Source organism: Rhizobium sp. NXC14, from assembly GCF_002117485.1.
Lineage (GTDB): Bacteria > Pseudomonadota > Alphaproteobacteria > Rhizobiales > Rhizobiaceae > Rhizobium.
This window is the reverse complement of record NZ_CP021030.1, coordinates 2174235-2186372: the sequence shown is the minus strand read 5'-3', so window position 1 is coordinate 2186372 and position 12138 is coordinate 2174235. Positions and strand designations below refer to the sequence as shown.

Here is a 12138-nt window from a genome sequence, read left to right as displayed (position 1 = left end):
CCGTCAGGAGTCGAGCTTGGTGGGGAGGCCCGGCGGACGGCGCTTTGCCGCCATCAGCAGATCGAGCTCGGTGGCGGAGGGGCCAAACTTGTCATAGAGGCGCTTGGCCTCCTTGTCGTCCAACCGGTATTTTCTGGCAAATTCGCTCATGCTGTAGGGGCGGCCACGCAACACTCTTCGCGCCGGGGTCGCCGTTTTCGGTGCGTCGGTCATGGTTTTCTCCTTTCATCAGCTTCCCTGTAAGTTAGAGCGGCCCATCTATTTGAAAAGACTCGAGCGGCCTCGGCAGGGCCATCAACCGAAGCGGATGCGGCTGATTTTCCTGAAACCTTTTTGCCGAGAGACGGTTTTCGAAGCGAGGCTGCAGGCCGCTGGAGAACATCAGGATTTTTCCGCTCTCTCCCGATGGCCGATGAACTGGCAGGCGAGCTCCCTACCCGCCCGGTCCGCTACCTCATCCTCATTCCGGGCGAGATCACGAAATGTTAAAATGCGGAACGCATGCACCGGGGCGAGGTTGTCCAGACGAGGTCGACGTGGCCTCAGTTCAAAACCAAGGAGAAACCAAATGGCAAACCAAGGTGGAACCCATGAACAGCACGTCAAGGCTGGGCAGCAGAGTCACAAGAATGACTCCAACACCCGCAGCGCCTCTTCAGGCGGCCGCGACGCGCAGTCCAGCGGAACCCGCGGCGGCAGCCATGAGCAGCATGTAAAGGCTGGTCAACAAAGCCACAAGAACAGCCACTAAAGCTGTCATGACATGAAACTCGGCCCGCGCCCTCCATTCCGGCGCGGGCTTTTTGTTTCAGGTCAAACGCCGGCCGTCCTCGCCGAAAAGGTGCAGAACCTCGGGATCGAGATGGAGCGGCAGGCTGTCGCCGGATTGCATCTTCTGCTGGCCCGCAAAGACGGCGATCAGCTTCTTGCCGGCGGCTTCGGTGTGAACGACGGTTTCAGATCCCAGTTCCTCGACAAGGGTGATCCGCGTGTCCAGCCTGCCTGCGGCGGCTGCATCGGCGAGACTGATGTGTTGTGGCCGTATGCCGATGCTGACCCTTTCGCCTGCCGGACGCACCTCCCTGGCAATGACGGAAAGACGGTGGCCGCCGACGGTTTCGACTTGCACGAAACCACCCTCGTGACCGACGATCGAGGCTTCCAGGAAATTCATGTGCGGCGCGCCGATGAAGCCGGCGACGAAGCGGTTGGCGGGTTTGTTGTAGAGTTCCAGGGGGGTTCCCACCTGCTCGATCCTGCCGCCTCTCAGCACGACGATGCGGTTTGCGAGCGTCATCGCCTCGACCTGATCATGGGTGACGTAGATCATCGTCGCCTTCAGGCGAGCGTGGAGCGCGGCGAGTTCGGCGCGCATGCTCACCCGGAGCTCGGCGTCAAGATTGGAGAGTGGCTCATCGAGCAGGAAGGCATCCGGCCGGCGCACGATGGCGCGGCCGATCGCGACGCGCTGGCGCTGGCCGCCGGAGAGCTGGCCCGGACGCCGCTGCAGAAACGGCTCGATCTCCAGCATGCGGGCGGCATCAGCGATGCGGGCTTCGATCTCGGCCTTGGCCACCTTGGTGTTCTCCAAGCCGAAGGCAAGGTTTTCGCGCACGCTCATATGCGGATAAAGAGCATAGGACTGGAAGACCATGGCAAGGCCGCGGTCGGCCGCACCGATCGCGGTGACGTCCTTGCCGTCGATGGCGATACTGCCGCCTGTGGGCTTGTCGAGTCCGGCGATCAGGCGCAGCAACGTCGATTTTCCACACCCGGACGGACCGACGAAAGCGACGAACTCGCCGTCATTGACCTCAAGCGAGACATCGCGGATGACCTCGACGGCGCCGAAATTCTTGACGATGTTCCTGAGCTCGAGTCCGCTCATGCACTCTCCTGTTTCATATTATTTCAGCCCCGAGCCGGCGATACCAGTCGTGATGAAGCGCTGCAGGAAGACGAAGATCAGCACAACCGGGATCATCGAGACGACGGTCATGGCGAGGATATAGTGCCATTGCACATTGAGCTCGCCGGCATAGACGTTGAGGCCGACCTGCAGCGTGTAGAGTTCCTTGCGCGACAGCACGATCAGCGGCCAGAGGAAGTCGTTCCAGCGCCAGACCACCGAGAAGATCGCCAGCACCGCCAGCGCCGGGGCCGACAGCGGCAGGATGATGCGCCAGTAGATCTGCCATTCGCTGGCCTTGTCCATGCGCGCGGCGTCGATCAGTTCATCGGGGATCGTCAGCATGTATTGGCGCAGCAGAAAAACGCCCGTCGGGGTGGCGACGGTCGGCAGGATGACGCCCCAGAGGCTGTCGAAGAGGTTCAAGCTGCCGATGACCGAATAGAGCGGTACGACGATGACCGAGAGCGGCACCATCAGCGTCGCCAGGATCATCAGCATGACGGCAGTGCGGCCGGGGAACTGGTATTTCGACAGCGCGAAAGCGGCCATCGAATTGACCAGCAGCGTAATGGCCGTCGCCACCCCCGTCACGAAGACCGAGTTGCGCAGGAACAGGAAGAAGTCGAAGCGCTGGAAAGGCTCGGTGTAGTTGTTGGTCGCGAATTCGACCTCACGCACCGGCGTGCGGTCCTTGATATTGACCTTGACGATTTCGCCCGGTTGTTTCGGATCGACCATCTGGCCCATGATGCCGATGCGGCGGACTTCGGCGAGCACACGGGTGCTGCCATCCGGCATCGTCACATTATAGAGCGGCAAAGGCTTGTCGTAGCCCGGCACCACGGCCTGCTCGGTGACATAGGGCAGGACGGACGGCGGGAACTCGGCAAGGGCAGCCGGCGTCTTGAACGAGGAGAAGACCAGCCAGATGGCCGGGCCGAACATCAGGATGACGCCTGAGATCAGCCAGATCCAGGTGACGACGTCGGTCCAGTGCCAGCCGCGGCCGCGGCGGCGAAGCAGGAACGCGGTGACGGCGCTCATAGACGTTTCCCCTTCTTCTCGTTGCGGCTGCTCGCGGCAAGCTGGACCAGCGTCAGGATGACGAGCACGATGCCCATCAGGATCGAGGCGGCCGATGCGAGCCCCGGATTGCGCAGCGAACTGGCAAAGCCGGTCTCGTAAATGAACTGGGTGATGTACATGGTGCTGGTGCCGGGCCCGCCGCCGGTGAGCACGAAAACCTCGTCGAAGATCTGCACGGCGCGGATCAGCGCCAGAACCAGGACGACAATGAGGTTCGGCATCAAGAGCGGCAGGGTAATCCGCCGGAAGATGCGGGTGGGGTTTGCCCTGTCCATTGCCGCCGCCTCATAGAGATCCCTTGGGATCGCCTGCAGGCCGGCGAGCAGGATCAGCGCATAAAAGCCCATATGCGCCCAGACCGAAACAAAGACGGCGAAGAAGAAGGCCCAGAAACGATCGCTGAGCCAGGAGAAGGGTTCGAAGCCGAAAGGACTCAGCGCATAGTTCAACAGGCCCTCGCGCTGAAGGATCCACTTCCAGATCAGGCCGACGACCACGGGCGACAGCAGCACCGGAAAGAAGAAGACAGCGCGCCAGAAGCCGCGATTGGAAAGTTCACGGTTGAGGATCAACGCCGTTGCGAGTGCCGCGACCAGCATTGCCGAGACCTGGAAGACGACGAAGACGGCGGTGTTGCGCACGGCGGCCCAGAAGGTGTCGGCAGCACAAGTCGAGGGGTCGAGATAGGAGCGGCAATCGAAGAGGATGCGGTACTGCTCAGCGCCGACATAAGTCCTGTTCGGCAGGAAGATGGCGCCGCCGCTCGTCGTGGAATAGATGAAGTTGATGACCAGCGGCAGGAGCACGAAGACGGAAAAGATCAGCATGTTAGGCGCCAGGAAGACGCCCGCCATGCCGTTCAGCCCCGTCAGCTTCTGCCAGGCTCGCATAGGGATATCGATCATCCCCATGGTGAGCCTGACAGGCGCAAGGAGCGCCTGCCGCAGACCGGCTTTCGCCGGTGGTTCGGAAGAAACCGTCTTCTCCGCCATCCGCTCTTCCGTCAGTTGCCGCCGACCTTGGCCTTGATGTCCTCGTCGATGCGGGCATAGGCATCGTCGAGCTTCATTTCGCCGGCGATCACCTGGCTGATGCGGGCAACGATGGCGCTGTAATAGGCGTCCGACCACTTCCAGCCCGGCAGCTTCAGCGCAGCCGGGGCCGTCTGGCTGGCCGATTCAACGAAGGCCTTCAGCGCCGCCTTCACATGCGGATTGTCGGTCTTGAAGTCCACCTGGCCGGCGGCTACGCCCTTATGCGCCGGGATGAACAGGCTGCGCTCGGCGAATTCCTTCTGCACGTCGGCGCTTGCCAGATAGTCCATCACCTTGGCGACGTCCTTCGGGTTCTTGGTGTATTTGACGGCGACCAGACCGGCGCCGCCCTGCATGCCGCTGCAGGCCACCGTGCCGCACGGGCTTCCGGCCATGACCCAATCGAAACTGTCGCCGATCTTCTGCGCGAAGCCCGAAACCTGCCAGCTGCCGGAATAATAATAGGCGAGACCGCCATTGATGAAGTCGTCGGCGGCAGCGCGATAGGTGCTGCCGGCAGCACTGACCCAGACGTCCTTGTTGACGGTGCCGTCCTCGTTCCACTTGACGAAGCGGCTGAGGAATTCCTTGGCGCCCTGGTCGATGGGCGCCGGCTTGCCGTCGGCGGCGATATAGTTGGCGCCGTAGGAGATGTTCGGGCCGGTGACGCGGTGGCCGGAGCGGTCGATCGCCATGGCGAAGACCTTCTGACTATCAGCGACCTTTTTGGCCGCTGCAGCCCAGTCGTCCCAGGTTGCCTTCGGGCCGGGAATTTCGACGCCGGCCTGCTCGAACAGCGTCTTGTTGACAAAGCCGCCGGTGAGCGTCAGCTGGGTCATGAAGCCAGTGATGGCGTTCGAGCCGTCGGGACGCATCCAGTCAGCCTGGGCGCCGAAATTCTCGTCCCAATATTTCGCATCGGTGAGGAGCGGGCGGAGATCGAGCCAGTGCTGCGACTGCGCCTTCAGATTGGTGACGCGGGCGATATCAGGCCCCTTCCCGGCTTCCAGCTGTACCGGCAGCTGTTCCTTGACGACGTCATAGGAGACTTCGTCGAGGATGACGTTGACATCGGGATTGGCCTTGGAGAAGCGCGCCAGCAGATCCTTGATCACCTCGCCTTCGCCGCCGTCGGAATACCACATGATGCGCACATCGCCGGCATGGGCGGCAACGGAACTCAAGAGAACCGCAGCAAAGGCCGCGCCGATCGATCTCATTCTGGTCATAGTCTCCTCCTCTTGACCGATGAACTTCTGCATCCGGCCAGGTCCTCCACCTGTCCGGACATGTCATTTAAGAGGCAGCGCGCCGCTGCTGCCTGCCCGCTATCTCAAGATGTACCGCGTCTCCTCGCACTGACCAGTCTGACGGCTTGAGAATACGGCCTTCGGCGCGCACGGTACCGTCCTCTTCGAAGACAACCTGACCATAATCCGGGTCGTCGATGATCAGCGCACCCTCTTTGCCGCGGCGAGCAGCAAGCGGGGCGAAACGCGCCCGCATGCCTTCGAGGCCGTCTTCGCGCCCGAGATCGGAGAGGCGGACGATCCAGCGACCGTTGCGGCCGGCCAGGCGCAGCTCGACGTCCGTCGTCGGGCCGTGTTTCCCCGGTTCGAGCACGCCGTTGCCGATCAGCATCGCCAGACCGTTGCCGGAACGGGCAAGCGCCAGCCTGCCGCTGACCGCCGTCTCGTCGAAGGCTTCGAGCGGGAACCAGGCATGGGTGTAATCCGGCTGGCCGTCGTGGATGTCGAAATCGAGAATGGCGAGGTCACGATATTGATGGACGCGCGGCAGCGTTCCGCAGCCGCCCCAGAAACTGGGCCGGCCGTAGCCGAACTGGATGGTTTCGCCGGGATGGTTGATCCAGATCTGCGCTTCCGGCCGCTCGCCCAAACGCAAATGCAACACGGTCTCCTGATAGCCCCAGGCGCCGGGGCGATAATGGGCGATGGTGCCGAGTGCGGTGTCGCGCGTCTTGTAATGATAGAGGGCGGCGAAACGGTTCTCGCCCTGGGAAAAGGTCCATTCCTGCGCGTCGTCGGACTGGTGCGCCGCGATCGCCGCGAGCTCTTCGGGAAAACGCAGGCCGTGATCGCGGATGCAGACGGCCAGCTGCGGCAGCGCGTGGACGCGACGGCCGTACCAGCCGCGGCCCCAGAGCAGCCGAGCAATGGCCGACAGCTCGACCGAGCGGCCGGGGCGCAGCGTATGTTCATAGGAGCGGCCCTGGCTGCCGGTCAGCATGCCGTGATGGGCCGAGCGAGCCACGATTTCCATCAGGCGGACGATGCTGGCATTGGCTCGATTGCGAATCGTCTCGTCCGGGGCGCAGGCGGCAAGCGCCGTCAGCCCTTTGAGGTCGATCGGGAAATAGGGAACGGAATTCCACTCGGCCATTTCCCAGCGCTCGAAATGATCGAGCCAGGCGCGGACGCGCTCTTCGCCGACCCTCATCTGCTCGGCGCCGGTGCGGCCGGAACGGACGAAGACGGCATCGGGAAACAGCCTGCCGCCGAGATAGGCGGCGGTGTGGAAGAGAAGCGCGTGGTTCTCCGAAAAATACCATTGCACGTCGTTGCCGGGCTCGTCCATCCAGTAGCGGTAATTGAGAACGGCACGCTCAATCCTCTGCCGCAGATCCTGCGACAGTAGATCGCTCCAGCGCGTACAGGCAAAGAGCAGCGGCACCAGAACGAAATCGGCGCAGTCATGACAATCCTCGATAACAGGCAGCATCGCCGAGATCATCGCCTCGGTCTCCTCGCCGCCCTGCCCCAAAGCAAGGCGCGCGAAGGCGCAGACCGTATCCGGCTCGGAATGGGCGGCGACCTCGGCAAGCGCCTCGGCGACGCGATCCTCGAGCGCGGCGGGCGCCAGCCCCTGGCGCTGGGGATGGCAGATCTCGACGCCGAGCGTGCGGCCGAGCGAAAGTTTGCCTGTTTTGAACGTGATGCGGAAATGGCGGAAATCGGCGGGCATATCGGCCGAGGGGCCGAGTTCCAGCTTCATCGCCCCCGCTTTCAGCGCGAAATCATAATCGAAGTGCTCGACCGACATGAAGTCGCCTTCGATCTCGACATGACAGCTCAGCGCCACCGGCAGCGGCGCGGGAAACAGGATCGCCACGTCCTCGCCGAGATAGGCGGTGCGGTCGAAGCGCATGCCTTCGAGGATTGCCTCCAACCCATCCGCGTCACCGGCGGCGATCGGAACAGGCACTGATGTTTCGACCTCCGGCCCATCGAGACAATCCAGCTGGAAATAGAAGCGGGTGTCGCGTTCGGCGAGATCGTCGAAATAGATGCGGATCTCGTTGAGTCCCTTGGAAAGCTCGACCTCGAAAATCTGCTGAGTTTCCAGATTGCGCTGGTAAGGCGCCACGAAGCCCTGCTCGGCCCCATTGACGAAGAGAACGGCGCCGCCGCAGGTCGACAGGCGCAACGTGGCTGGTCCCGCCAACAGCGCGTCGAGGAAGGTGCGCGCCCAGCAGCAGATGCGCGTCGGACGAAACCAGAAGCCGGAGAGATCGACGCGCGGCGATGAAAAGGGAAGCCACCAGCGGACGGCCTCGAATTCGGCAGCCGGCTGCGGCCGCCGCCCGGCGAAACATGCCTTGAATTCGGTGCGGCAGGGATATTCATGTGGAATGAAATTCTTCGTCTTGGTGACGAAGAAAAACGGATCCATGTCGCCTTTCATCGGCTGGTCGGCAATATCGTAGCGCTCCTGCGAGAGCGAGCCGAGCTGCCAGTAGACGATCGGGCTTTGTTTCGCGGTCTTGCGGCGGAGATAGGATTCTTCGGCGGCCATGCTTCAGCCCGCTTGAACCTTGACGCACCGGGCAAAACGCCGACGCATGGACTTGCCGTCAAACCGCATCTTCAAAGCCTCCCTGCTCTGCCGCCTGTCGCTGACACGTTAATTGTGCATAGCCATTCCGTTTGCGCAATCTGAAAGATTTTTGCATACTTCAGGAGAGAGCGAGGAGATGTGATGGCCGCGGAGCAGAAAAAAGGCAGGCGCACACGCCTCGACGATATCGCCGCCCGCTGCGGCGTCTCGATCAGCACGGTGTCGCGCGCGCTCGCCGGAGAAAAGGGCGTCAGGCCCGAGATCCGCAAGCTGGTGCTGGAAACGGCGAGCGCTGTCAGCTACGCGCTGCCGGCGAGTGTCGCCGGCAAGAAGGTCATGCTCGTCGCCTCCGGCGCGGCGATGATCGACTATGTCCGCAACCAGTTCACGCTCCACGTGCTGGAGGGGTTGAACGCGCGCGCGTCCGCCCTCGGGATCGAAATGGCGATGCGTCCGGTCGCCGACAAGGCCGATGAAACCCGCGTCATCGCCGAGATGCGCAATGATGCAAGTTTCGGCGGCATGCTGATTCTGACGGTCGACGAGGAGGACATGCTGGCGGCCGCCGCCGATCTCGGGAAGCCCGTCGTACTCGTCAACAGCGACGATCCCTATATGCGGCTTTCGAGCGTGACGCCCTGCAACCGCTCGGCCGCCTTCATTGCCGCCGAGCGGTTGATCGGGGCCGGGCATCAACGCATCCTGTTCATGCTGCGGCCGGGACGGCGGACGATCGAGCGGCGCCTGGAGGGATGGCGCGACGCGCTGCAGCATCATGGACTGACGGCCGATTCCGACCTGGTGCTCGAGGTTGACGACTGGTTGCCGGAACTCGGCGCCGAGGCGATCACCCGTCTCGTCGGCGACAAGGGCCTTTGCTTCACCGCCGTTCTGACGGCGGGCGACAGTCTCGCCAACGGCGCCGTGCGCGGACTGCAGGCGATGGGTTATGCCGTGCCGCAGGATGTCTCTGTCATGGGCATAGACGACCTGCCGCAATCGGCTTTTCTCAATCCGCCACTGTCGACGGTGCACATCCCGATGCGCGAACTCGGCGCCACCGCGTTGGACCTCTTGCGCGACATGATGCTCGGCCTTGCCCTGCCGCGCCGCCGTGTCGAGCTTGCCTGCCATGTCGTCGAAAGGGGGAGCGTCGCAGCCGTCCGCCATCCGGTTGCCGCGGATCACATCAAACCAATTGCGTGAGGTATTCCGGTCATGAAATTCCTGGCGATATCCGGTAGCGCCCGCAGAGCCTCGACCAATACGGCCATGCTATATGCTCTCCGGTCGGCTGCCGGGCCGGCGCATACGCTCTCGGTCTATGATCGTGTTGGCGAGCTCCCGGTCTTCTCGCCCGATCGCGAACTTCCCGAGCCTCCTTCCGAAGTGGCGGCTCTTGCAAATGCCATCGCGGATGCGGATGGACTGATCCTGGCGAGCCCCGAATATATCAGGTCAATCCCCGGCGGACTGAAGAACGCCATCGACTGGCTCGTCTCCCGCAACGAAGTGATCGGCAAACCGATCGTGCTTGCGCACGCGTCGCATCGCGGCGATGAGATGCTGCAGCAGCTTCGCACCGTTCTCGCTACGCTGAGCGAGCGCTTCAGCGAGCAGCTCTTCCTTCGCTTCCATCTGATGAAGCTTTCCCCGCAAGAAATTGCCGAGCATCTTTCCGCGCCCCGGCATCAGGAGGAGATGTGCCGTTTCCTCGAGGCCTTCGCACGCTATTGCGGCCCAGCCTGAGGCTCGGCTGCGCAACGACCCCATCAAGTCTCCATGAAGCTCGCCTCGAAAAGCTCCTGCGCATAGGCATCATGCGTCGTGCCGGCCTGCAGATCCGCCTTTGTGATTTCGTCGACGAAGCCGCCGTTCTTCATGATCAGCACCCGGTCGCACATATGGGCGATCACTGCTAGGTCGTGACTGACGAGCAGATAGGTCAATCCCTTCTCCTCGCGCTGGTCGGCAAGCAGGTTGAGGATTTCGGCCTGGACGGAGACGTCGAGCGCCGATGTCGGCTCGTCGAGGAGCAGGATAGGCGGCGACAGGATCAGCGCCCGGGCGATCGCCACGCGCTGCCGCTGGCCGCCGGAAAGTTCGTGCGGGAAACGGTTGGCGAAGCTTGCCGGCAGGCCTACCTGGATCAACGCCCTCTCAACCTTCGTCCAGATGTCGGCATGGCGCATAGCGCGCAGCGGTTCGGCGAGCGCGGTGCCGATGCGGTGACGCGGATGCAGGGATCCGTAAGGATCCTGAAACACCATCTGGGCTGAGGTCAGTTCCTCGCGGGAGCGCTTCTTGCCGATCGGCTTGCCGCGCAGCTCGATCTGACCGGTCCAACCGGGCTCCATGCCGGCGAGGCAGCGCAGCACCGTCGATTTGCCGCAGCCGGATTCGCCGACAATGCCGAGCGTCTCGCCCTTGCCCACCTGAAAACTAATGCCCTTGACGACATGGTTGCTTGATTTGCCCGAGGTGAAGACAACATCGAGGTCGCGGACATTTATCATTGCGCCGTCTCCAGATCGAGTTTTGCCCTATCGAGAACCGCAAGCCGACGAACCGGATTTTTCGGATCAGGCAACGCCGCGATCAGCCCGCGCGTATAGGTATGGCGGGCCTCTTCAAGGCTGGTCAGCGTTTCGACGATCCTTCCGGCATACATGACGATGATGCGCTCGCAGAAGGCTGCGACCATGCGGATGTCATGGCTGATCAGGAGCAGGCCCGAATTGTTTTCGCGCACCAGCTCATCGAGCAGGAGCAGCACATCCTTTCGCACGCTGACATCGAGAGCCGAGGTCGGTTCGTCGGCGATCACGAGCTTCGGCCGCGCCAGCAGCATCATGGCGATCATCACGCGCTGGCCCATGCCGCCCGAGATCTGGTGAGGATAAAGCGCCATCACCCGTTCGGGATCGGTGATGCGCACCCGCTCGAGCATGGCGCGGGCGGCATCCTGCGCGGTGTTGCCGCTGAGGCCGAGGTGAAGGCGCGCGGCCTCGGCGACCTGCTTGCCGATCGACAGCACCGGATTCAAGGAATAGCGCGGATCCTGCATGATCAGCGCGATATCCTTGCCGCGCAGCGCGCCCATCTGGCGCTCGCTTTTTGCCAACAGCGGACTGCCGGCGAGATCCATTCGCTCGGCAGAAACGATCGCGGCCGGCGGCAAAAGACGCATGATTGCCCGCCCTGTCGTCGATTTGCCAGAACCGGATTCTCCGACGATCCCGACCCGTTCGCGGCCGACATCGAAACTGACATTGGAGACAGCCGGCACGGCACCTCGACCGAACCGGACATTCAGCGACTTGACGGAAAGAACCGGCTGGAGGTCACGATCTTGCATGGCGGGGATCCAGAATGTCGCGCAGAGCATCTCCGGCGATGTTGAAGGCAAGGCTCGTCAGCAGGATGGCGATGCCGGGCATGACGGCGACCCACCAATAATCGAGCATGAACTTGCGGCCGTTGGAAATCATCGCGCCCCATTCCGGCGCCGGCGGCTGGGCGCCAAGCCCGAGAAATCCGAGCGACGCCGCCGTCAGAATGATGCCCGCCATGTTGAGGGTCAGGCGAACGATCACCGATGGAATGCACATGGGCGCGATATAGAGAAGCAGGATGCGCATCGGCGAAGCGCCGTAAAGGCGGGCGGCCACCACGTAATCGGCATTTCTGACGACAAGCGCCTCGGCGCGAGCAAGCCTTGCGATCGGCGGCCAGGCGGTGAGCGAGATGGCGATGATTGCCGTCCCCAGGCCAGCGCCCAGCGCGGCGGCAAAGGCGAGCGCCAGAATCAGCGAGGGGAAGGACAGCACGATATCGGTGGCGCGCATCAGGAACGCATCGGTATTGCCGCCGAAGAATCCGGCGACAACGCCGATCAGCAGTCCGATCGGCCCAACGATCAGGGATACCGACAACACCGTCTGGATGGTGATGCGCGTGCCGAAGATCAGGCGGCTCAGAATGTCGCGACCGAACTCGTCCGTGCCGGCCGGATGCGCCAGGCTCGGCGGCTGCAGGGCGTCACCGAGCGATTGGATGACCGGGTCGTAAGGCGCCAATAGCGGCGCGAAGATCGCTATCAGGCAAAGCAGGCCGAGGATGACGAAACCGGCAAGGCCAAGCGGCTCGGCAGCCAGTTTGCGGCCGGCCCGCGCAAACGACGCCGCCATGCGGCTCGGAACGCTTGGAGGACGAATCCGGATCTCGCTGCCGATAACATTGCTCATC

12 protein-coding genes are annotated in these 12138 nt (G+C 62.8%); 3 read left to right on the top strand and 9 right to left on the bottom strand.

Going from position 1 to position 12138, the window contains the following annotated elements; translation table 11 throughout:
- Positions 1 to 3 precede the first annotated feature (3 nt).
- Positions 4 to 213: a hypothetical protein gene (locus NXC14_RS10795; protein ID WP_085778133.1), complete on the bottom strand. Its 210-nt coding sequence runs from the start codon at positions 211 to 213 to the stop codon at positions 4 to 6.
- A 355-nt stretch (positions 214 to 568) separates the two neighbouring features.
- Here NXC14_RS10795 and NXC14_RS10790 point away from each other — a divergent pair, with 355 nt between their 5' ends.
- Positions 569 to 751 (top strand): hypothetical protein, encoded by a 183-nt coding sequence (locus NXC14_RS10790; protein ID WP_004673791.1) that lies wholly within the window; start codon positions 569 to 571, stop codon positions 749 to 751.
- A 57-nt stretch (positions 752 to 808) separates the two neighbouring features.
- On the opposite strand, the gene ugpC is transcribed toward NXC14_RS10790, so the two are convergent.
- From ugpC to NXC14_RS10765, 5 genes are all read right to left on the bottom strand, one after another.
- Positions 809 to 1888, bottom strand: coding sequence for a sn-glycerol-3-phosphate ABC transporter ATP-binding protein UgpC (gene ugpC / locus NXC14_RS10785; RefSeq protein WP_085778132.1), 1080 nt, complete (start codon positions 1886 to 1888; stop codon positions 809 to 811).
- A gap of 18 nt (positions 1889 to 1906) precedes the next feature.
- Positions 1907 to 2956: a carbohydrate ABC transporter permease gene (locus NXC14_RS10780; protein WP_085778131.1), complete on the bottom strand. Its 1050-nt coding sequence runs from the start codon at positions 2954 to 2956 to the stop codon at positions 1907 to 1909.
- Complete coding sequence (locus NXC14_RS10775; RefSeq protein WP_085778130.1) at positions 2953 to 3990, bottom strand: sugar ABC transporter permease; 1038 nt, start codon at positions 3988 to 3990, stop codon at positions 2953 to 2955. Before NXC14_RS10775 ends, NXC14_RS10780 begins: the two co-directional genes overlap by 4 nt.
- A gap of 11 nt (positions 3991 to 4001) precedes the next feature.
- Positions 4002 to 5261 (bottom strand): ABC transporter substrate-binding protein, encoded by a 1260-nt coding sequence (locus tag NXC14_RS10770; protein ID WP_085780065.1) that lies wholly within the window; start codon positions 5259 to 5261, stop codon positions 4002 to 4004.
- A gap of 67 nt (positions 5262 to 5328) precedes the next feature.
- Entirely contained in the window at positions 5329 to 7848 is a 2520-nt protein-coding gene (locus NXC14_RS10765; protein ID WP_085778129.1) for a hypothetical protein, read from the bottom strand.
- Positions 7849 to 8031: 183 nt separating this feature from the next.
- On the opposite strand from NXC14_RS10765, the gene NXC14_RS10760 reads away from it, so the two are divergent.
- Together NXC14_RS10760 and NXC14_RS10755 are read left to right on the top strand one after the other, a co-directional pair.
- Entirely contained in the window at positions 8032 to 9096 is a 1065-nt protein-coding gene (locus NXC14_RS10760) for a LacI family DNA-binding transcriptional regulator (RefSeq protein ID WP_085778128.1), read from the top strand.
- Positions 9097 to 9108: 12 nt separating this feature from the next.
- Positions 9109 to 9639, top strand: a complete 531-nt coding sequence (locus tag NXC14_RS10755) for an NADPH-dependent FMN reductase (RefSeq protein WP_085778127.1) — start codon at positions 9109 to 9111, stop codon at positions 9637 to 9639.
- A gap of 23 nt (positions 9640 to 9662) precedes the next feature.
- Here NXC14_RS10755 and NXC14_RS10750 read toward each other — a convergent pair whose 3' ends face one another.
- From NXC14_RS10750 to NXC14_RS10740, 3 genes are read right to left on the bottom strand one after another with little or no spacing between them, the layout of a single operon-like run.
- Positions 9663 to 10406: an ABC transporter ATP-binding protein gene (locus NXC14_RS10750; RefSeq protein ID WP_085778126.1), complete on the bottom strand. Its 744-nt coding sequence runs from the start codon at positions 10404 to 10406 to the stop codon at positions 9663 to 9665.
- A complete protein-coding gene (locus tag NXC14_RS10745) occupies positions 10403 to 11248 on the bottom strand; it encodes an ABC transporter ATP-binding protein (RefSeq protein WP_085778125.1) in 846 nt (281 codons plus the stop codon). Before NXC14_RS10745 ends, NXC14_RS10750 begins: the two co-directional genes overlap by 4 nt.
- The gene (locus NXC14_RS10740; protein WP_085780064.1) at positions 11235 to 12137 is read right to left on the bottom strand and encodes an ABC transporter permease; all 903 of its coding nucleotides are present in this window, start codon (positions 12135 to 12137) and stop codon (positions 11235 to 11237) included. The genes NXC14_RS10745 and NXC14_RS10740 overlap by 14 nt, the downstream gene beginning before the upstream one ends.
- Between the last annotated feature and the right edge of the window lies 1 nt (position 12138).